The 20,852-nt window shown below is 50.5% G+C and carries 19 protein-coding genes and 2 pseudogenes; 5 read left to right on the forward strand and 16 right to left on the reverse strand.

The genetic code is table 11. The annotated features are described in order from the left end of the window. Positions 1–200 precede the first annotated feature (200 nt). The gene (locus tag BUA24_RS12610; RefSeq protein WP_178138803.1) at positions 201–353 is read right to left on the reverse strand and encodes a hypothetical protein; all 153 of its coding nucleotides are present in this window, start codon (positions 351–353) and stop codon (positions 201–203) included. A 385-nt stretch (positions 354–738) separates the two neighbouring features. Between BUA24_RS12610 and aspS the strand changes: the two genes are divergently transcribed. After that, complete coding sequence (gene aspS, locus BUA24_RS10330) at positions 739–2,043, forward strand: aspartate--tRNA(Asn) ligase (RefSeq protein ID WP_072792216.1); 1,305 nt, start codon at positions 739–741, stop codon at positions 2,041–2,043. A gap of 419 nt (positions 2,044–2,462) precedes the next feature. Next, positions 2,463–3,797 carry a dihydrolipoyl dehydrogenase family protein gene (locus tag BUA24_RS10335; protein WP_072792219.1) on the forward strand — a complete coding sequence of 445 codons (1,335 nt, stop codon included), beginning with the start codon at positions 2,463–2,465 and terminating at the stop codon, positions 3,795–3,797. Here the strand turns inward: BUA24_RS10335 and BUA24_RS10340 are convergent. From BUA24_RS10340 to BUA24_RS10355, 4 genes are all read right to left on the reverse strand, one after another. Beyond that, positions 3,794–4,582, reverse strand: coding sequence for a class I SAM-dependent methyltransferase (locus BUA24_RS10340; protein ID WP_178138804.1), 789 nt, complete (start codon positions 4,580–4,582; stop codon positions 3,794–3,796). The two genes, BUA24_RS10335 and BUA24_RS10340, sit on opposite strands and share 4 nt — an antisense overlap. Before the next feature lie 24 nt (positions 4,583–4,606). Continuing rightward, complete coding sequence (locus BUA24_RS10345; RefSeq protein WP_072792223.1) at positions 4,607–6,085, reverse strand: APC family permease; 1,479 nt, start codon at positions 6,083–6,085, stop codon at positions 4,607–4,609. A 69-nt stretch (positions 6,086–6,154) separates the two neighbouring features. Beyond that, positions 6,155–6,763: a CDP-alcohol phosphatidyltransferase family protein gene (locus tag BUA24_RS10350; protein ID WP_072792226.1), complete on the reverse strand. Its 609-nt coding sequence runs from the start codon at positions 6,761–6,763 to the stop codon at positions 6,155–6,157. Continuing rightward, positions 6,756–8,189 (reverse strand): radical SAM domain-containing protein, encoded by a 1,434-nt coding sequence (locus tag BUA24_RS10355; protein ID WP_072792228.1) that lies wholly within the window; start codon positions 8,187–8,189, stop codon positions 6,756–6,758. Before BUA24_RS10355 ends, BUA24_RS10350 begins: the two co-directional genes overlap by 8 nt. 414 nt (positions 8,190–8,603) lie before the next feature. On the opposite strand from BUA24_RS10355, the gene tesB reads away from it, so the two are divergent. Continuing rightward, positions 8,604–9,461 carry an acyl-CoA thioesterase II gene (tesB, locus tag BUA24_RS10360; protein ID WP_072792230.1) on the forward strand — a complete coding sequence of 286 codons (858 nt, stop codon included), beginning with the start codon at positions 8,604–8,606 and terminating at the stop codon, positions 9,459–9,461. Between the two features lie 26 nt (positions 9,462–9,487). Here the strand turns inward: tesB and BUA24_RS10365 are convergent, their stop codons facing one another. Then, positions 9,488–10,768, reverse strand: a complete 1,281-nt coding sequence (locus tag BUA24_RS10365; RefSeq protein ID WP_072792232.1) for a citrate synthase — start codon at positions 10,766–10,768, stop codon at positions 9,488–9,490. An 88-nt stretch (positions 10,769–10,856) separates the two neighbouring features. Continuing rightward, complete coding sequence (locus BUA24_RS10370) at positions 10,857–11,300, reverse strand: GNAT family N-acetyltransferase (RefSeq protein ID WP_084660430.1); 444 nt, start codon at positions 11,298–11,300, stop codon at positions 10,857–10,859. Between the two features lie 178 nt (positions 11,301–11,478). Here BUA24_RS10370 and BUA24_RS10375 point away from each other — a divergent pair, with 178 nt between their 5' ends. Further along, on the forward strand, positions 11,479–12,336 hold the full coding sequence (locus BUA24_RS10375) for a PAC2 family protein (protein ID WP_072792245.1): 858 nt from the start codon (positions 11,479–11,481) through the stop codon (positions 12,334–12,336). Between the two features lie 9 nt (positions 12,337–12,345). Here BUA24_RS10375 and BUA24_RS10380 read toward each other — a convergent pair whose 3' ends face one another. Then, a complete protein-coding gene (locus tag BUA24_RS10380) occupies positions 12,346–13,029 on the reverse strand; it encodes an NUDIX hydrolase N-terminal domain-containing protein (protein WP_072792234.1) in 684 nt (227 codons plus the stop codon). A gap of 61 nt (positions 13,030–13,090) precedes the next feature. Here BUA24_RS10380 and BUA24_RS10385 point away from each other — a divergent pair, with 61 nt between their 5' ends. Next, positions 13,091–13,303, forward strand: a complete 213-nt coding sequence (locus BUA24_RS10385; protein ID WP_072792237.1) for a hypothetical protein — start codon at positions 13,091–13,093, stop codon at positions 13,301–13,303. Here the strand turns inward: BUA24_RS10385 and BUA24_RS10390 are convergent. The 8 genes and pseudogenes from BUA24_RS10390 to BUA24_RS12825 form a co-directional block, all read right to left on the reverse strand. Next, entirely contained in the window at positions 13,300–13,542 is a 243-nt protein-coding gene (locus BUA24_RS10390) for an NIL domain-containing protein (protein WP_072792240.1), read from the reverse strand. The two genes, BUA24_RS10385 and BUA24_RS10390, sit on opposite strands and share 4 nt — an antisense overlap. A gap of 9 nt (positions 13,543–13,551) precedes the next feature. Further along, the gene (larE, locus tag BUA24_RS10395) at positions 13,552–14,415 is read right to left on the reverse strand and encodes an ATP-dependent sacrificial sulfur transferase LarE (RefSeq protein ID WP_218587464.1); all 864 of its coding nucleotides are present in this window, start codon (positions 14,413–14,415) and stop codon (positions 13,552–13,554) included. Positions 14,416–14,477: 62 nt separating this feature from the next. Continuing rightward, positions 14,478–15,215: a chlorite dismutase family protein gene (locus tag BUA24_RS10400; RefSeq protein WP_245790449.1), complete on the reverse strand. Its 738-nt coding sequence runs from the start codon at positions 15,213–15,215 to the stop codon at positions 14,478–14,480. Continuing rightward, a complete protein-coding gene (locus tag BUA24_RS10405; protein WP_072792241.1) occupies positions 15,215–17,647 on the reverse strand; it encodes an AAA family ATPase in 2,433 nt (810 codons plus the stop codon). The genes BUA24_RS10400 and BUA24_RS10405 overlap by 1 nt, the downstream gene beginning before the upstream one ends. Further along, positions 17,644–18,345 carry a hypothetical protein gene (locus tag BUA24_RS10410; RefSeq protein WP_072792242.1) on the reverse strand — a complete coding sequence of 234 codons (702 nt, stop codon included), beginning with the start codon at positions 18,343–18,345 and terminating at the stop codon, positions 17,644–17,646. Before BUA24_RS10410 ends, BUA24_RS10405 begins: the two co-directional genes overlap by 4 nt. A gap of 239 nt (positions 18,346–18,584) precedes the next feature. Further along, positions 18,585–20,207 carry a chaperonin GroEL gene (groL, locus tag BUA24_RS10415; protein ID WP_072792243.1) on the reverse strand — a complete coding sequence of 541 codons (1,623 nt, stop codon included), beginning with the start codon at positions 20,205–20,207 and terminating at the stop codon, positions 18,585–18,587. Positions 20,208–20,396: 189 nt separating this feature from the next. After that, positions 20,397–20,516: pseudogene (locus BUA24_RS12995) on the reverse strand (MoaD/ThiS family protein); the annotation flags it as partial. 64 nt (positions 20,517–20,580) lie between these two features. Further along, positions 20,581–20,852: pseudogene (locus tag BUA24_RS12825) on the reverse strand (IS1634 family transposase); the annotation flags it as partial.

Here is a 20,852-nt window from a genome sequence, read left to right on the forward strand (position 1 = left end):
AAGCGCCAAAGAACGACCACATATGTAATGGGAAGTACGGGAGGAGAAGGCGAAAGCAGCACAACCGAAGAAAGCTATACTCCCCCCAACCCCTCCTGCTCTCTTGGATGTTTCCTACAGCAAAAAGACGAGCAGGATGGGTAGGGTAATACTCTCAACAACGATAACCAAAGGCAGAACTCACAGAGACAGTGGATCAGCTATTGGGGACCCCTCAACGACACCATAAGCTCATAACAGTCCTTGAAGCATCGGTCCACCCCCACCTCCTCGTTCTCGAAGGGCGGCGAGATATCCCTGGTATCGACACTCCCATCTAATTCGCTGATTACAGCAAACTCAGGTAACAGCAAGATCACCATAGTCCATTAGAGTTTTCGGCTAGAACGGGTTGGACGTGGCGACAAACTCACGATCGCCGAAGGCTGCTGGATTAACAGTGGAGGTAATCCTTTGGCAATAAAACTGTCACCATAAATGGGATACACTAAGAGCTACAACCACCCTTGTCGCTGAGTACACTCGAAGGGTCGCTAGCGATTATGCGGAACAGAAAGTAATAACAAAAGGGTGCAGAGACTGCTCCTGCATTCTGATGTCCCACACAAGCGGCCGCCCTTGCCGCTAGCGCCGCAATCATGTTAGCGGCACGCAGATCTACGCTAAGATTATCTGCGTGGCGTCAAAGCACCCTGTTGCATCGATGCTAGATCACGGGATATATGGAATGGACATGACATGATCGAACGCACAACTATCGCCAGCCTCGATAAGTTCGAAGATCAAAAAGTTACTGTGTGTGGTTGGGTAGAGAAGATTCGGGACCAAAAGACCGTGCAGTTCATAGTTCTTCGAGACGAGACTGGATCAGCCCAACTTGTCCGGGAAAAAGTTGATCGCGATCCAGTCTGCGAACTGATAAGCGCCCTTCCTGCTGAGTCTGTAGTATCCGTAGAAGGGGTAGTGAAACTCGATCCAAGAGTAAAGCTTGGAGGACTTGAACTCAAAGTTGAAGCCATAGATGTCCTTTCCAAAGCCGAAACCCTGCCTATCAACGAAGAGACGTCTCTAGACAAGCGGCTCGACTGGAGGTTCATAGATCTGCGCAGCCGTCGCAACCGTCTTATCTTTGAGGTTCAGACGGAGTTGGAGCGTTCCTACCGAAAGACTTGGGAGAGCGAGGGATTCATCGAGATTCACTCCCCAAAACTTATGGCAGCAGCGTCTGAGTCGGGAGCCGAACTATTTCGAGTTGATTACTTCGACACCTCGGCATATCTTGCCCAGTCTCCACAGTTTTATAAGCAGATGGCAATGGCCGCTGGGTTCAACAAGGTATTCGAGATAGGACCGGTCTTTAGGGCAAACCCCTCTTTCACCTCTCGCCACGATACAGAGTTCACCTCTGTAGATGTAGAGATATCATGGATCGACTCCCATGAAGACGTTATGAACTTTGAACAGCATCTACTGACAGAGATGTTAGGTCACATATCGGAGACGTTTCAGGACGAGATCTTTAGTACCTTTGGAGTAGATGTTGTCGTTCCAAAGCTTCCCTTCCCACGGATAAAGCTCTCTGACGCTATCGACCTCGTCGAAAGATCAGGGCATAAGGTGGAGCGAACCGACGGAGACCTCGACCCCGAGGGAGAACGCCGAATAGCGGAGTTTGTACAACGAGAGTTTGGACACCAATTTGTTTTCCTAACCGACTATCCAGCGACCGTCAGGCCCTATTACCACATGCGACATCCCGAGAATCATACGCTCACCAAAAGCTTCGATCTTGTATGGAAAGGTTTGGAGATAACAACGGGAGCGCAGCGGGAACATCGATACGATATCTTGGTTGCACAAGCAGAAGAAAAAGGTCTTGAACTAGCACCCTTGCAGTTCTATCTTGACTTTTTCCGCTTTGGAATGCCACCTCACGGAGGCTTTGGGATGGGTCTCACTAGAGTCTTAATGATCCTACTCGGACTTAAAAACGTACGAGAGGTCACCTTTTTGTACAGGGGTCCAAATCGCCTCTCACCCTGACGGCTTTAGAAGAGACATGAAATCACGAAAAAGCACTCTCGTCAAACTACATTGGTCAACTGAGGCAACTCCTGGATTGATAGGTTGTGGATCTAAATAAGAGAAAGAGATGAAGATACAAAGATGGATCACCGATAGACCTGTACCGTCGTGACCAAACTCCCACGGTTTCTAAAACATTACTTGCCATGTCGATGAGATCACCGTAGCACTGGGGTGCCCTCCAAGCATAGATCCCACTTCACATAAGGAGTTCTTGTCTTTCTCTATAGGATTGAAAGATGGCACGAAATTTACAGAGACGTCTCCTGCGAGCCGATTGTAAAAAGTGATTTGTCCAGAGATGTCTTACAACTCCGACAAAGTCTAGCGTTGTTGCAACAGTATCTTTGCGATCAGCAATTACTGGGGGCTAAAGGATGAGACGTGACTACCAGATCGTTGTCCTAGGAGGTGGATCAGGAGGCATCTCAGCTGCCAGGGCTGCGAAACGAGCTGGATTGAGCGTGGCCATGGTTCAAGACGGACCCATCGGGGGTGAGTGCACTTTTAGTGGCTGCGTTCCATCGAAGGTTCTCATAGAGGCGGCACGACAAGGACTGCCTTACGGCTCTGCGCATCAGCGCCTCAAAGCAGTGATCGCAGAGATTGCAGAGGAGGAAAACAAAAACGCCTTTTTAGAGGCCGGAATCGATGTCTTTGAAGCCAGAGGTCGGTTGGGCTCAGAAGATGGGCTTCTTGATACGAGCCTAGGAGTCTCTCTTCGCTACGACCATTTGATATTAGCTACGGGATCTACACCCATGCATCCCTTCATTCCTGGTCCCAGCGAAAGATACCTTACGAATGAGAACGTATTCGAGCTGGTAGACACACCAAAGGAACTCGTTGTAGTAGGTGGGGGAGCAATCGGCTGTGAGTTAGCTCAGGCATATCGAAGATACGGCTCCAAGGTCACGGTCCTCGAACTCTCGGAACGCCTACTACCCGCTGAAGACTACGACGCATCCATGCTTCTCGGTACGGTATTTCGAAACGAAGGAATTGAGACTATCTACAAAGCAACGGTCAGCGCAGTGAGGGAGAAGGCTGATGGCACCTTAGAACTCGATCTATCAAATGGAGATCGCCTTTCTGCTTCTCACATACTTCTTGCCACCGGGCGATCACCCTCTACCTCCAGCCTCAACCTCGAAGAAAATGGGGTAAGTCTCGACGAAAGAGGTTACGTAAAGGTGGATCGACACCTAAGAACCTCTAAGAACAACATCTACGCCGTAGGTGACGTTACTGGCATTGCGCTCCTAACACACGCTGCTGATGAGATGGGTCGAATCGCTGTGCACAACATAACCCATCCACTTCGCAAAAGAAGCTTTCATCCACTAGATGTTCCGATCGTCATCTTTACCGATCCCGAATACGCAAGGATTGGACCATCGCCCTCTTCAATACCCAATACATCAACAAAAACCGTGACGTTCGAGATAAAGGACTCGGACCGGGCAAAGATCACAGGGAGACGGGAGGGCTTTATAAAGTTGACGGTAACACGCAAATCGATCTTCGGCTACGTTGGAGGAGGACGAGTCTTGAGCGCGACCATTATCGGCGATCGCGCCTCAGAGCTTATTCACGAGGTGGAACTCGCCCGCAGAAGCCGCATGTTCGCCGGCAGGTTGGCACAGACTGTTCACGCGTACCCAAGCTCATCTATTGCACTGCGCCAATGTGCAGCAAAGCTCTTTCCTTAGATCACTGGTCGAAGAGCCCCCGTACGTACAAGAGATACCCTCATAAGCGGAACGCCAACGCTGCTACCTATCCGACTGAAGAGCAGCCCTCTCACATGGCCGACCAGAGACTCTGAAAGATTCGGAAGGTACCATGACCTTAGCAATCGATCACAGCTCTCCTCATCTTCCAAGACGTATTCAAACCGCCTTGAACGCTTCTCAACAACCTCAAAACCCCTCCTAGCAAATGACCTAAGTAACATATCTATTCCTCCGTTGAGCGGAGGTGCAAACCTGATAACTCGCAACCGAGACTTGATCCTCACGTTATAGAGAACGTCTTTGAAGTCAAACGGCCATGCGGCGGGCAACAAAAATGCACCCTCCGCATCAATAGTTGTTACTCTAGCTAGCTCAGACACTACCTCAGAGATAGGGCTCATAAACGTAATAGCCATCGAAGATCGAAACCGGTCAAAGACTGCGCGTTCAAATGGGAGCGACTGCGCCTCTGCCTGGACCCTTTCCACGTCGTCTCTAGAAGGGTGGAGTTTTAGCTCTGCCAAGGAGCGATCAACCCCAACCCACGCCTCTGCACCACACCCTAGTTTGAGAGGAACTCCCCCAGAGCCGAGGTCTATGCCGCGCAACCCCGGCGTTATAGCCTGTGAAAGCCATTCATAAGGGGTGAATCCATCGCTATTTGATCTTCCCAACACTTCTTCGGTGACACCAGGGCGTTCCTCATGAAATCTCTCAATATATCTGCCAAGGTCAAGTTCATTCAGTCTTGAAGTTCTCACAGTCATATCCCTCTTTGCCCGATCTCATAGACCCTCGGGGGATCCTGAACCGCTCTCGAACACGAGGGATTTTGTAACCTTGAGAAGCTTCGAAGAGGAGATCGCCACTTTGAATGAAGGAACCAATAGCATCGCCACTCCAACCACCACACTTAGTCCAGCCCCCAGAAGTACGTAGTCAAAGGGATAGGTAGGAAAGGGAGTAAAGGTCTTGTAAGAGACGTAACTCACCACCAGAACTCCTATGACTAGTATCGAGGTCGGAATTAGTCCTCCTCTGGTTCGTACAGTCCAGACAACCGCTCCCACTACCGTCATCAGATAGGCCGCAAGAATAAGGTAAGCACCATATTGGATAAGAAGTGTCGCTGCTCTGTTGGCGGTTGGCTCAAACACAAAGGAGAATAGACCCACAAAGCTGAGACCTGCAACTATACCTAGGGCGCCTATGGGTGAACGAAAGCGGCGAGAGGTGCGCACCAGAAGGTTTCTAGCGCTTTGACCACCTCCCACCTCGCGGCCCACGGAAAAAAGTAAGCGAGCAGCTGCGTTCAGACAGGCCAGCTGCGCACCGAAGGCGCTGATCATGCCTGCTCCATTTACAATCTTGCCTACCGTTGGACTTAGATAAGTCGAGGCCACCGATACCAAAGGTGCTGGGCTTGACGCAACCGCCTTCGCACTCGGAAATGCTGCGTACACAATCCAAGTGAAAAATATATAAACAAGGGCAGAGAGGATGAGTGACCCTGCGATCGCCCTAGGGATTGTTGAGGTCGACTGCCTCGACTCCTCTCCCAGCGATGCAGCTCCCTCAAAGCCGGAGAACTGGCCGAACGCTCCTACAACACCAAGAGCTAATACTGAAACACTAACTCCGTGAAGTTCAAATGGCGAGGCGCTGACTCCGTGACCCCGGTAGCCCCCGTGCATCAGAACTACTACCCCTACTAGAGATATGAGCAGTATCGATACCCCTTCGCAGATCAGGATAACTATATTCGAAAGCCCAATAGAGAGGAACGCAAAGACTATTGACAGAATCGCACCAACCACCGCTATCGGAACCCAGCCGATGTTCACCCCAAATGACGCTAAGAAGGTCTGAGCGATATCGCCTGTTGATGCGTATACACCCGCAGCAAAGGAGACATAGACCAAAAACAGTATCCAAGCAGAGACGAAGCCGTACCCCGAACCCAGAGCGGTTCCATTAAACGCATAGATCGAACTTGCAGTGTTGAACGATCTGGAGAACACCACGAAGGCATAAGCCACAAAGCCCATTGTGATAAGGCCAATAACCTGCGCCAATGCCCCAGGTTCACCAACGATACTAGCAATGATCGCTGGGCCGATGATCACACCTGCAGTAGGACCCTGAATCCCCACAGAGATAGCTAGGGTTCTAAAGAAGCGCAAACTATCCTTAGCAAGGGATCTACGTGGGTCATCGATCTCAACAACGCGCTCCACCTCAGACGAGTCCAGCAACCTAGCCAACTAAACCTCCTAAAGTAATCAATCAGAGCTATTTACGCAAACGGTCTCTAATTCATCCACGAATACCTCTCACGGCGCCAGAGACCTAAGAGCCTTTACTCCATAAAAAACTCTCTGAAGGGCTGTAAAAATGACCATGACGGAAAATGCCCAGATCAGCAACACCAGATATCTATGGAAAGCCAAAAATAGACAGTACATCACGATCGTCTCCCCACCCTCCGCTAACCCTCCAACAAAGTGAAGCGACCTTGGGCCTGAAGCAGCGATCCTGCGTTTTTCCATGAGGGAAGAGAGTGCCAAAAAGGCAGAGCCTGAAAGGTAGTAGGAAAATAAGAGGACCAGTGCGGCTGTTCTCGCAGAGGGAACGACAAGACCGAGCGCAACAACGACCCCAGAGTAGATGGAAAAGTCAGCAAGGATATCCAAGAATCCGCCTAAGTCACTCGGACCGCTGATTCGTGCCAGCGGACCGTCCAAGCCGTCGACAAGCCTATTTAGAATCCAAAAAATTAGAGCGGGGATCCATTGATGAAAACATATCAAGACAACGGAACCAAGTCCAAGGAGCCAACCGACTGCGGTGAGCAATCCAGCAGATAAACCAGCTGAGTGGAGAAGTTGAGCAGAGCGGTCGAGAACTGGACTCAAGAGTTCTCTCGCTTTATTGTCAAGCACCTCTTGCTTCCGCTTCGTCGGTATGCAGCACCCCAGTCTTTACCACTCTCTTGGGTAGAGGAAGAAGAGATTCCAGCACGACATTTTCCTGCGGATCAAACACGCTATGTTGCACGCAAGCAGGTACCACTCGATTCATCTCAGGATGTGCCATCGCATAAGAGCACGCCTTCAAACGTTCTTGAGTTGCAAGTATCTCCGGGTCTTCGCTCCAAACTCCTCTTTCAAGTAGCTCCCAGGCCGGCATAACCTGAGAAGCATCCATAAAGCTATGCATCACGAACGTCATTGGAACTATCTTCTTGCCAACTATAGAGGAGAGACCTCCAGCCTTTTTTACCCTTCGCACCAGCCAAGCAAGACCGACCCGCACTATTGTGGGATTAGTCAGAATCACACGTGTCAACCTTAGGGCGAGAAGCAGAGGAGGGGCGTTGAAGTGCACCCCTCCGAGATAGCTGTAAAAGGCGTCCCGAGCCAACTCGTCATCGGGGTCATCTTCATCAAAGACTGAGTACCATCTGTCTCCAACAAAGTAGCCCCAAGCTGTTCTGTTGCAACGTACATCACCCACCTGCACCATGGAGTATGTAAGGTGCGTACCAATAGCGTTTTCAATCTGACGCCATACCTCGTCTCCGGAGAACTCTCTGTAGTCCTCCTTCCATCTCTTTTCATTACCGATAAAAGCAGCAGGCTGGAAAGAAAACATGTTGTACCCCGAACTCTGACAGTCCTTCAAAACGTCTTTGATCTGACCTACATTACTTGGGGTAACCGTCATGTTGTGAGCGAGAAAGTAGCGAACTCCATGTTCCTTCTTTAGTCTCTGGAACATCTTGGCGAACTCCCTCCGATGCTCATAGAGATCGATCTCCCGCTCCGGGACTCTCATCCCCTTGCGTCCGACCATGGTGGTATCAAAGTGAGCTGCAAAGGAGACTCGCTTGAATCTACGTTTACCCTCTTCATCAACGGCAAAACGTAGCAGATATTCGTAACTAAAGTCTCCATGGGTCATAGACATAGGTTCACGTCCGTGACTGCGCATCACTTGAATGGCACGTGCATGGTCTTCGGGTTCCAAAAGAGAGACCTCGCCTCCGATTAGTTGGGCATGAGCTCTGGGACCCCTGACTCTTTCAAGGAAGGACATCTGTTTCGCCACCTCGGAGATTGTATGTTCTCCATCGGTCCTGACCCTGTTAGCCGACGCCGAGTGGTAACAGGGAGAGCAGGCAAAGTTGCATCTTGGAAACACTCCGTGAGTTCCTTCACAGCCTACTCCGTGGCGCCCGATAGCCTGAGACCTCGTTCGGACCTTGTCTGGAAGCTCAGACCATCGGTTGCTCATCATCTCTTTGGTTAGAGGATCGACTGGTCTCGTAACTCTCTCAAAGTACCTAAGCACATCAAGCACACTCACAGAGCTCCACCCCTTGTCTGCTCACCTGGTCAAATATGACGCTACAGCAAAGCTTCGCCAAAGCCATACCGGTTATTCGAGACAACCATTGATTGGGATTACTAAAATTACCAAACAACTGCTATTTGCACCCAGAGTAATCAGTGTAACACAAACATCTCAGACCTTTCTTCACATAGCACAGCAACCTAAGTCCTCGCCTAGGAGTAGTGGTCACGGCCAACTAAGTTCGTCGCACCGATCGCTAATAACTATGTGTCGCACAAAACACGCAGAACCTTAGAGCACCCTACCGATATATCTTCACAACTGCCCTGCCATGAGGTGCACAAATCACCCTGATCTGATAGCGGCAATCAGAGGAATTTTGCGATGCGACCTTGAAACTCAACACAAACCTGTAAGACTAGATGTGTGGAAAATGCACTAGACGATCTACTGCGGATACTTGATCTAAAGAAGCTTGAGGAAGACTACTACCAAGGAGAGAGTCCTAAAGAGGAGAGGCAGAGAGTCTTTGGCGGACAAGTGGCAGGCCAAGCGCTCGTAGCCGCCGGTAGGACGGTGTCCAGAGGCGCCGTGCACTCGCTACATGCGTATTTTTTACGGCCTGGTGATCCCAACATACCCATCTTGTACCAGGTGGATCGAATAAGAGACGGTTCATCTTTTACTACAAGGAGAGTGGTTGCCTATCAGCACGGCAAGGCGATCTTCAACCTCTCTGCGTCTTTTCACATCGCCGAGGATGGGGTTTCACACCAGCCAGAGATGCCCGTTGTTCCAGATCCTGAAGAGTTGCCGACATTTGAGGAACGAATGGCTCCTTGGATAGGTTCATCGTCGCCCAAGCGGCAGGACTGGATAACAAGACCAAAACCCATCGATCAGCGATTCATCGATCCGGTGGGCAAGGTACTCTATAGCATCGACAAGATGCCGATACAGCGGGTTTGGATGAGAGCGGACGGCACCTTACCTGATGATCCACTTATCCATGCTTGTGTAGTAGCCTACGCATCGGATATGTCGCTTCTAAATAGCGCCATGGTGCCGCACGGACTCTCCTGGGACAGCGATAACGTGATGGCAGCGAGCTTGGATCACGCAATGTGGTTCCACAGGCCCTTCAGAGCTGATGAGTGGTTCCTATACGATCAAGAGAGTCCAAATGCATATGGCGCCAGGGCTTTAGCCCGAGGACACATATTTTCAAGAAACGGTGATCTGATCGTTTCAGTCGTTCAAGAGGGGCTGGTACGTACCTTCTAGCGACTAAAGCGATCAGATCTGAGCATCTAGGACTCGAACTCTCTTTTCTCCATGGGAACATAGTCGCGGACATCGGAACCCACATAGCACTGACGTGGTCTAACGATCTTTGCATCCTCCTCTAGTAGCTCGTTCCAGTGAGCGAGCCATCCCGATATACGAGGAATTGCAAATAGAACCGGAAACATATCGACGGGAAAGCCCATGGCCTGGTAGATAATCCCCGAGTAAAAATCTACGTTTGGATATAGACGGCGGGAGATAAAGTAATCGTCCGATAGCGCCACCTCTTCCAGCTTCAATGCGATATCTAGAAGCGGGTTTTTGCCGGTGACCTCAAACACCTCATACGCCGTTCGCTTGACAATCTTGGCTCTGGGGTCGTAGTTCTTATACACCCGATGACCAAAGCCCTGAAGTCTGCCGTGTCCTTCTTTTACGGACTTCACGAAGTCGCTTACGTTATCCAAGCTCCCGATCTCCGTCAGCATCTTTATTACCGCTTCGTTAGCTCCTCCATGCCTTGGACCATATAGCGCCGCCGTGGCCGCTGCGGCTGCCGAATAGGGGTCTGCATGAGCAGAACCTACAACCCTCATAGCGGTAGTCGAGCAGTTCTGCTCGTGATCCGCATGAAGGATAAACAAAACATCCATCGCCCTCACTAGCCTTGGGTCCGCTTCGTACCGTGGCTCTGCGATCTTCCACATCATAGACAAGAAGTTCGCTGGAAAAGACAGAGAGTTGTCTGGATAGACAAAGGGCATACCCACAGAGAAGCGGTAGGCTGCTGCGGCCAGCGTCGGCATCTTTGCAATCAATCTCACGATCTGTTTATCCCGAGAAGCTGGGTCAAAGATATTCTTTGCATCCGAGTAGAACGTCGACAAGGCCGCCACTGCGGACACCAAGATACCCATCGGATGAGCGTCGTAGTGGAATCCTTCCAAGAATCGCTTTCTCACATTTTCGTGTATGAAAGTATGGTGAGTAATGTCGTTGACCCATTTATCGTACTGCTCTTTATTCGGTAACTCTCCATGGAGCAGGAGGTAGGAGACCTCGAGATAGGTAGACTCCTCGGCAAGCTGCTCGATAGGGTAACCACGGTACCTCAAAATGCCTTGATCACCGTCTAGGTAAGTTATCGAAGACTCTGCCATAGCGGTACTCATTAGCCCAGGATCGTAGAACCAAATACCAGGCAGGTGTTTCTGCCACTCATGCGAAGAAACCACACCGTTTTCTATGGGAATCTCAAAGGACTCTCCGGTTCTGTTGTCTGTGATGGTGATCGATTCAGCCATACATTGCCTTCCTTCCACTAAAGGACCTTTATAAACTCTTCACATCAAGAAACTAACAGAGGATGACAGAAAGCGCTAATTACTGTATTTATCCATACCTATATACGTTTGTCTCACGAAGCTTGAACCCCAGTCGCTGGTACATTGCGTTTGCGCTGACCCTAGATGGTCGAGAAGTAAGGTCCACTGACACCGCTCCCTTTGACTTGGCAACTTCGATGGCATGCAACGTGAGCGCCTTGCCAAGCCCTACCCCCCTTGTGCTCTCGTCGACAACGACATCTTCAATCCAAGCTCTCACACCCGTAGGAATGTTAAAGATCACTAAAGTAAGCATGCCTAAGATCTCAGCGCCTGGAGCTTTGCGAGCAACGAGAAGATGGCTGCGATCGTCGGTTAGTATCGGTGAAAGCACTTCAGCAGTTATCTCCCTGGGAGAACTAGACAACTGACCAACTAGTCGACCTATGTCCGCGACATCCGACGACGACAACGTCTTGGCTTCCTCTATGCGAAACCCACCATCGACCATACTTACCTCGCATCTAAATCTGTGTCCGCTGCCAACTATAACCCTAACCACCGGAGTTTATCTTCAATTGCTAAGGATTACCGACCCATGCAAGGTCAACGATTCACTTTGGAAACCAAAGAGAAAACACCACCGCAATTAAAGTACTAGGCTATCTCTCATGGAAGAGGTGAGTTGGATGATTTCACCAAGAGATGGTAGTGATGGCACTACCCTGATAGTTGCCTTCGAGGGATGGAGTGATGCAGCTGAGGCAGCTACGCTTGCTGCCAAACACATCAGGTTTCAGCTCCGAGCTCGCAGAGTGGCATCGATCGATCCGGACAACTACTTTGACTTCACCGTCACACGTCCACAGATCAAGCTCTCCTCCACGGGTGTACGAAGACTCACCTGGCCAGAGAGCAAGTTTTATCTTGCAAACCCGGGAAATGGGCCACGAACGCTAATCGGACTTGGTCCTGAGCCACAGCTTAGATGGAAGTCGTTCTCCAAATCCGTGCTAAAGATCGCAGATACCTATAAAGTCGACAGGGTTATCACCTTAGGTGCTCTTTTGTCCGAGGTACCACATACTCGGCCTATTCGGGTAGTCGGAACGACTGCAAACGACCAGCTCTCGGAGCTACTAGGTCTTTCCCGACCCACATACGAAGGACCTACTGGGATACTAGGTGTGTTGCAGGCAGCCTTCGAAGCTAGGGGAGCAGACTGTATCTCACTGTGGGCAAACGTGCCTCACTACGTGGCGCAGACTCCATCTCCAAAGGCGGCACTGGCTTTGGTTCGTCGTGTCTCCACTCTTATCGATCTTCATCTCGACACCGCTGAACTTGAAAGCGAGACAGCCGAGTACGACACCCAAATCGACGAAGCGGTGTCTTCAGATGCAGAGGCGCAGGCTTATGTGGCTCAGCTGGAGAACGCCACGGCCGACCTAATCGACGACGGCTTGGGCTTTCTCGACATCACCACGGCAGAGGAGCTCGCCGTCGAGGCAGAGCGCTACCTCAAGGGTCATTCAAACGGCGAGTAGAGCGACGCCCTACATCTCTTCTCTTACTGGATCAAAGTAGGTCTTTACAACTTTGCCTAGCTCGACAGCTTCGGTCAGGCCGGGGACCCTCTTTTTTATGTCTGGTATCGGAGAAGGAAGTGCGTCGAGACTAAACCACCCAGCATCCCTAGTTTCAAGAGGGTGCCTATCTATCTCCCCTGAACGGTACTGACAGAGAAACACTATCGAGTACATAGGGATAGAGGTAAAACCGGATCGCATACCGTCAAGAACAGCCAAGACGCCTACTACATCGACAGCCACCCCTGTCTCTTCCCTTACCTCCTTCACGACCACTTCGGATGGCGAGTATCCTACATCGGCCCACCCAGTAGGATAGAGCCACACTCCAGAGTCTCCTCTTTGAATGAGGAGAATCTCCTTTGCGTCGTTTCTTACCACCGCCGCTACCGAAACCTTGGGAGTCACATATCCCTGTACACCCGACCCAACCCTCGATATCCACATTCCATAGAGCGCATCGGGATCTATATCGGCCGAGACATAACCCTCGCCGTCACCGTTAGATGCCACCCGTATCTCTGCCGCAACTTTAAGAATCTCTTCGTAGCGCTCTCTTTCATAGAGATTCTCTGAGAAACCGAGCCCTGTTACCGCAAGCGCTGAGATGCTCTCAGCCCACCGCATAAGATCCTTTGACGTTACTTCCATAGAGATAAGGCTAGTACAAAGCGGAAGAATGAAATAAGTTGCAGACAACTAAAGTGTAGGTGTGGCCGTCAGAGAGAACTGCAAGCACTACATACTTCAAACCGTCTCCCTAGGAGACAGGTTAGAGCGCTGCAAACTCTCTGTAAACCAGGAGCTACCCTTTGCCTGCCCAGAAGACTGCTTGTTTTATGAAAAGCGAACAGGAGTCTCGCGAATAGGGTGGCAACTGCCTGATCCAAAGACCCGTAAAGACGACAAACCTAAAGACATCTAGCTTTCGACAACATCTCCTAAGCCGTCAACCTCCACTCCGATCTCACGTAGCCAGTCTAAGGCTCTTGAGACGTTGTCGGGATCACCTTCCAGCTCACAGACTATCCATCCCATTGACGACTCCACAGCTGCACGCCTAATGTTGGCTAGCACATCGAAGTCTCGAGCTAAACGAGCAATTACTGGGACGGTAACTAGGTTATCTGGATAGATAAGCTTTACACGGACCCCTTGAGACATGGTTCCCCTTTACAAATCTTGACTCGGAACAGCCGACCTTACCTGAAACGAGGCTGATGTAAATCCCTCCAAATCCAAAGTTACAAACCTATAACCGGCAGCTTTGCAGATTGACACCAATTCATCGCTCACTTTGAGAGCCATCTCAAGATCTTCTAACAGAAACTCCAATCTAACTAAATCACCGTGGTGCCTCGCTCTAATTTGGCGGAAACCAAGGCCACGAACTCCCCGTTCCACCCTGTCGATACTAGAGAGCGTACCTATCGTCACAGGTGTGCCAAATGGTACTCGAGAGGCCAAGCAAGCGGCCTGAGGTTTGTCCCAAGTACTGAGTCCGGAGACTCTAGCTAGCTCACGAATCTCTGTCTTTGTGATATCAGCTTCTCTCAGGGGAAAACGTCCACCTCGTTCCACCGCCGCCCGCTGACCTGGTCGCATATCAGGATCGTCGCTGGCGTTTACACCTAAAACCACGACGGCACCCCTGTCGATAGCTATCGGAGTTAGCTCCGAGAATAGCTCCGTTTTGCAAAAGTAGCAGCGCAGAGGTGAGTTCTCTACATACCGTTCATTTTCGAGTTCTCTCGTTCGAACAGCTTTGAACTCAATATCATGATCCGAGCAAAACTCCTCGCATAGATCTAACTCTTCCCGTGGGAGCGACTCGGATACCGCTGTTACTGCAACGACACGATTATAGCCAAGGCAGAGTCTTGCGACAAAGGCGAGTAACGTCGAGTCAACGCCACCAGACAGTCCGACCACCACGGAGCCAAGGTCTCCTAAAATAGCCTCGAGCCTTTGCAACTTAGGTTCAATTTCTGTCCCTCTTACTCGTTTCAGCAAGGACTTTGTGTCTTTTACACTCACCCAGCCAGCATAGTTTGAGGTTAGCTTATCCACCCCACAGCCACTAGGTACATCCAGATCCGTCAGATCAGATCGAGAACCTCTGCTGGCGGGGCAATGAGACCTGTGTAGAAGGGACCGAATATACCGTAGAGCGTTGATGCTTCGTCGTATCTCATCGTATATACAACTTCTTTTAGATCGTCTGGCCTCTCTGCGAAGAGAGTTACACCCCACTCGTAATCGTCTAGTCCTGTAGATCCCGTAACCAGCTGTGTGACCCGCTCTGAAAACTTACGTCCCGAGGTTCCATGCTCAAACATAAGACGCTCTCGTTCATCATAGCTCAGGGCGTACCAGTTATTACGTTCGCCACGGGCCTTGGACATCGGGTAGAAACATATCGCCATCTTCCCTTCGGGTGGAAGTTTCGGATAAAGCCGTGGTTTCTTCCGCGCCTCTGATAGAGATGAAGCGTACTCAGACACCTCGGTAATAGAGAAGTAAGAGTAACTAAAGTCGTATCCTAAGGACGAAAGCTCGCCCTGAAACTCTCTGAGTTTCCAAAGGTCTGGTCCAATCACCATAAAACCGATGTCTGCCTTGTGTCCAAGTACCGCGAAAGTAATGACTTGATAGCCTGAACTCTCCAAGCGTTTGCACAAAGCTATCGTACCTTCCTTGTCAGCACCACTCCGAGGAGCCTTCGCAAAGAGGTGCAAAACGCCCCAACCTTGTCTGGGCACAGCCACCGTCTCGGTTATCTCACTCGGATCGTCAACTGACATAGTCTCTTCGATTTCGTTATACTCAACGCTCATTATCTGTCATCTTCCTTCGGTGAAAACGCTACCGCCGATCCCTGAAAATCCCCCGAGGCCTTGAGAGCGAGCGGGATCTTTCTCGCTCTAGGCAGATCGAGACCCACCTCTGAGTGCGTTGCATGAGCTTCTTGAGCAGCTCGATGGTACTCCTCTAACTCTCTCTGGAACTGCAGATCGCCGTAAACGGAGCCATCGATGATCGGGCCACGCCGAGACTCCACAATGGCCTCCACGTCTTCTCCAGTTACAGTCTTATGAGTCTCAAGAGCATGAGCTATCGCCAGTACCGAAGCACGGTTGTCCTCGAGAAGCTTGTAAACGTCTCGATAAAGACTCTCCAGCTTTGCTTCGATTCGATCGCCTAGACCCCTGGGTCGGGCGTCGTCGGCCACTCCCCTACGGCCACTTTGAGCGCCAGGTTCACCCCCGAATCCAAGGGCCTTCGAGGCACTTTGGGAAAATATCGTAGAACCCATACCCCAGATACCTTCCATGAGAGCTGCCAAAGCGGTTGCGTTTTCGAGATCGCTAGACACTCCTGAAGAGTTGTCGCCACTATAAAACAGTCTTTCTCCCGCCAAAGACGCCAAACCGACCATAATATCGGTCTCGTACTCACTTCGCCATGACGTAAAGCGGTCCTCCGGTGGGACGTTTGACACCATTCCTAGGTAATTCCCGCCTTTTTCAATCGTTGCAATATCGATAGCCATGTGCTTTCTAAGCTTGACGGCTACGAACGCATGGCAGGCTTCATGAATAGCAACCGCATGACGTTCTCGTTCGATATACTCGACATCCTCCGGGGGGCCCAGCTGTTTCAGCTGCTTGGCTTTGATAATGTCGCTCCAAACGATCGTCTCTCTGCCTTCTCGTATTGTGTTGATTAAAGCCTCGTTCACGAGGTCTTTGATTACAGCTCCCGTAGCATAAGGAGTGATCGTTGCCAAACGGTCAATCTCAGCGTCCGTTAGAGCATGCTTCACTTTGGAAAGATACCCTTTGTACGTACGAACTCGGCCTTCCTTAGATGGATAACCCACCTTGTAGATCCGATCGATTCGGCCTGGCCTAAGAAGAGCCTCATCTAAAGATTGGGGCATGTTGGTAGCCATCATTACCAATATTCGATACTTCGGTGGATTCTTGGGAGGAAGACCAAGAGCTCTTCTGACCACCCTATTCATGAACCCTCGTGGCTTCTTCAACCCCGACAGTTCGGTCAAGAGAGCCTGGAGCGTACCGTCCATTCCACCCATACCCATGCCGGCTCCCCCAGGGAACACATAGCGTAGTACTCCCCGACGTCTAACCAACTCTGGCTCTTGGTTAGAGTCTGCACTCTTTCGCAAAGAGTCCATGAACAGTGAGTATGTAGCAGCCTGGCTAAAGTAGTTAATTCCGTGACACGTATCCGACGCAAGCGGGCTCCTTGCACTAAAAGGTGCACCAAAGGCACCATACTGTCCAGCCGCACCGGCTAGGTTTCCCCTTGAACCCAAAGAGTCCGCTTCATCGAAGAAAACAACGACTCCGCCGTAACGTAGAGCTAGCTTCCGTAACTTACGAAATAGCGATTTTACCTTCAGAATACCGACGCCAAAGAACATATTTGTAAAGGCGCCGGGATCGACAAAGACAAATGGATTACGGGTCTCTCCCGCCACTGCCTCCGCAATAAGAGTCTTTCCGGTTCCGGGTGGACCCCAAAGCAAAATTCCACCTGGTACGTAACCTCCGTGAGCTTCGATCAGTTCAGGATCTTTGAGGTAGATGATATTTTCTTTGACCTTATCTAAGACATTATCCTGACCCCAGACGTCCGAGAATCTAGTTTTAATATCGCCTGGGAAGTAAACGTCAACCCCGCCCTTGCTCATAAACCAGAAGATGGCCACAAATTGCATAACCACAACCACTATGAGAAGCAGGTACTGAATGAGCGTCGGGAGTGCGCTTATGATGGCAGAGGGAATCAGAAAAGGTGCAACAAAGGGTGATACGTGATAGTGTGCAGCGGCTACTACCGAGACGAGCGCAAGGGCCAAAATCCACTTACCCACCCTCGAGACCCTATACCTTGTCCAGTCGTCCCAGTTTGACGATATACCATTGAACTTGCTGACGACGTTTTCACTGAAGAACTTGTTCCAGGCGGCGTTCCGCTCAGCCACAAGATAATGGACCTGGCGGAGAAGTTCGGCCAAGATCAAGAGGGTCAGCCACCATTCGTTAGTCGCCACGAGACGGCCGGCCGTCGCAATGGACTCAAGCGGATTGTTGGTCGTGTAAACAGCCACAAACCCTAGCCATACGACCGCAAACAGGATCAAGAACTTGACCCTGTCCCAAGCCTCCATAGGCTTCCGAGTGCCAGGTTCGGTCACTACCCTTTCTTCCTGGCTGTCAAAACTCTTAAACGGCTTCACTTAACCACCTTTACGTTCCATGAATTCATAACGGACTGAATTTCTGGTTGGTTCGATTTAAAACAAGAAACTGAACAACCCATCGCAATCAAATAGACCCAATTGGTCTGAGCATCTACAACCGCCTCCTGCGTGAAGGTACTTTTTGTCTTCCCGATCTGAATATCAACAGACAGCTGACTTCCCCTAAAGCCGCCAGGCCTTACGAACTCATTGTAGGACAGCACTTTGTACGAAAGGCCTGTCGGCGGAGTACCTGCTAAGGGATCAACCTGCAGTACAAGCGTTCGCAGGGAGGCTAATGAGAACGTATCCCGGGCACTAGGAGACAGCTCCTCTGCCCTGACCAGACCTACAACAACCGGAGACTCAAAACCGAGTGCCTTTGTCAACTTCGCATTGGGCTTTCCCATGAATATATTTGCCCAATTGGTCTGCTCGATCTGTGAGATGTTCTGTGGTGTGGCAGAGGAGAGTTCATCTTGAATAATGGCTTTGTCATGAAAGAGAGACCAGCTCTGAGGAATCTTGAAGAAGGTCGACTCCCCGGCGGAGGTGACATGATCCACGAAGGTGTAGCCGGTCCCGAGGCATGAAGATAACAGGAAGGAAAAAGGCAATAGCGCCACACTTGCCATCTTTTGCCCCCTCTTCCTTTTCATCCCTGCCTCAAAAACGTTGTCAAGTCCTAACGCCACTTACGAACCTGCTCTAAAGTGCAAGATGACACGCTGACTATTATCACACTACTCTTGCACATGAGTCTGGGAGGAAGATAAATATCGGCTGACAAATAATTCATATGATCAACCACACGCCCTTTGCAAAAGACTAGAGGGATACACCACAAGCGATGTATCCCTCTAAAAGTTTAGAACGTGCTACGAATAAAACACACTTGTTCTTATCAGGCTTCGAGGCGCCTGAACCAGCCCTGTTAGAAGTCTTCCATTCCGCCCGGAGGCATGGCAGGAGCGGACTCTTCAGGTTTGTCTACCACTATCGCCTCGGTTGTCAGAAAGAGTGCAGCTATCGACGCTGCATTCTGTAACGCTGACCTCGTCACCTTGACTGCATCGATGACACCAGCGTCGAAAAGGTTTTCGTAGACACCCGTGGCCGCATTTAGACCTTCCGCTGGGTTCGATAGAGACTTGACTTTCTCGACAACAACTCCTCCTTCAAGACCCGCGTTGACAGAGATCTGCTTGATGGGTTCTTCCAAGGCCTTAGCGATAATCCGAGCTCCGGTGGCCTCATCACCCTGCAACTTTTGGGCGACCTCTAAAACAGCGCTCTGGGAACGAAGTAGAGCAACTCCACCACCGGGAACCACTCCTTCTTCGATGGCAGCCTTTGTTGTGGAGACTGCATCTTCAATACGATGCTTCTTCTCTTTCAACTCGACCTCAGTTGCAGCACCCACCTTCAATATGGCGACACCACCAGAGAGCTTAGCTAGCCTTTCCTGTAACTTCTCTCTGTCGTAGTCTGAGTCAGTATTTTCGATCTCAGCCTTTATCTGTGCTACTCTGCCCCTGATATCAGCCTCCGAACCAGCCCCTTCAATAATCGTCGTCTCATCCTTTGAGACTTCCACTCTTCTGGCACGCCCCAAAAGGTCAAGGGTAGTATTTTCGAGCTTCAGACCGACCTCTTCGGTTATAACCTGACCTCCCGTCAAGATTGCTATGTCTTGAAGCATGGCCTTTCTGCGCTCACCGAATCCAGGAGCTTTGACCGCCACAGACTTGAAGGTGCCCCGGATTTTATTGACCACTAAGGTGGCAAGAGCCTCTGCCTCAACGTCCTCCGCTATGATCAAAAGACCCTTACCACTTTGCATTACCTTCTCGAGCACTGGCACAAGATCCCTAACTGTAGAGATCTTTGAACCGACCAACAAGATGTATGGATCCTCAAGAACCGCAGTCATAGCCTCGGGATCAGTAGCAAAGTAAGGAGAAATATACCCTTTGTCAAACCTCATTCCCTCAACTAGATCCATCTCCATCCCGAAGGCCTGAGACTCTTCAACGGTTATAACGCCATCTTTGCCTACTTTTTGTATGGCCTCGGAGATTAATGCTCCAATCTCTTCGTCCGCAGCGGAGATAGCGGCCACCTGAGCAATCTGCTCTTCCGACTCGATCTCTTTTGCTATCATCTTGAGAGAAGATACTGCAGCCTCGACTGCTAACTCTATTCCCCTTTTCAAGGACATAGGATTGGCTCCCGCTGCCACGTTGCGCAGACCTTCCCGAACCATCGACCACGCCAATACTGTCGCCGTTGTAGTGCCGTCTCCTGCCACATCGTCGGTTTTCTTGGCTACTTCCTTGACGAGCTCTGCTCCAACCCTTTCATAAGGATCTTCAAGCTCGATCTCCTTGGCTATCGAGACACCGTCGTTGGTAATCGTTGGGGCACCCCACTTCTTCTCCAACACGACGTTTCGGCCTTTGGGGCCAAGTGTAACCCTTACTGCGTCAGCAAGTTGATTCATTCCCGACTCTAGCGCTTTTCGCGCCTCTACGTCGAATGCAATAAGCTTAGACATCTGTCAGTTCCCTCCATTGGGTTCTGTTAGCACTCTCACTATCTGAGTGCTAATGAATCTACCATAAATTTAGCGAGATCCGTACACTCTGACTAATATCCATGGTCCTTGCAAGGAAAATTTTACGTACCCGAGAAGGAAGACCTACCAAAACTACTTCGACGGAGGTAGGTAAGTGTTACTGCAAAGCTAGCCCCCAGCAACCGCTGGAACTATAGATACAACCTGGCCGTCAGTAACTTTGGTATTGAGGCCATCCAAAAACCTTATGTCCTCATCGGCCAAGAACACGTTTATGAAACGCCTTAGCCCAACTTTCGCAACAACCCCACATCTATCCAGGTAGATGGGCTAGTAGGGGTTGGCTTGGACACTACAAATGGGCCGCAGTGGTCTTGATTCTCTTTAAGGGATCTCTGACACCCAAGAGGGCGTAGATCTCACGATGTGTTGGCTCTGGGACAAAGGAGACGCGAAGGTGGGTCACCACTCCTTGGTCGTTGGTGAGCACGAGGGTGCTCCTCACGTGAGAAGCGACCTGTTCCTTGATGGTTTGCCAGCTTCGTTTGTCACCTTGGGTGCGTAACGTCAGCTCAATGGCTGAAAGCAGATGATAGGCAAGGACGGAGATGAACAGATGGGCTG

The organism is Ferrithrix thermotolerans DSM 19514, from assembly GCF_900128965.1.
Lineage (GTDB): Bacteria > Actinomycetota > Acidimicrobiia > Acidimicrobiales > Acidimicrobiaceae > Ferrithrix > Ferrithrix thermotolerans.

Excerpts from the sequence above, each read along its gene's own strand:
- BUA24_RS10365 (WP_072792232.1), bottom strand. The coding sequence starts at position 10,768 with ATGGCTGAATCGATCACCATCACAGACAACAGAACCGGAGAGTCCTTT.
- aspS (WP_072792216.1), top strand. The coding sequence starts at position 739 with ATGATCGAACGCACAACTATCGCCAGCCTCGATAAGTTCGAAGATCAA.
- BUA24_RS10400 (WP_245790449.1), bottom strand. The coding sequence starts at position 15,215 with ATGAGCGTTGAGTATAACGAAATCGAAGAGACTATGTCAGTTGACGAT.
- BUA24_RS10390 (WP_072792240.1), bottom strand. The coding sequence starts at position 13,542 with ATGTCTCAAGGGGTCCGTGTAAAGCTTATCTATCCAGATAACCTAGTT.
- BUA24_RS10375 (WP_072792245.1), top strand. The coding sequence starts at position 11,479 with ATGATTTCACCAAGAGATGGTAGTGATGGCACTACCCTGATAGTTGCC.
- groL (WP_072792243.1), bottom strand. The coding sequence starts at position 20,207 with ATGTCTAAGCTTATTGCATTCGACGTAGAGGCGCGAAAAGCGCTAGAG.
- BUA24_RS10380 (WP_072792234.1), bottom strand. The coding sequence starts at position 13,029 with ATGGAAGTAACGTCAAAGGATCTTATGCGGTGGGCTGAGAGCATCTCA.
- BUA24_RS10335 (WP_072792219.1), top strand. The coding sequence starts at position 2,463 with ATGAGACGTGACTACCAGATCGTTGTCCTAGGAGGTGGATCAGGAGGC.
- BUA24_RS10370 (WP_084660430.1), bottom strand. The coding sequence starts at position 11,300 with ATGGTCGATGGTGGGTTTCGCATAGAGGAAGCCAAGACGTTGTCGTCG.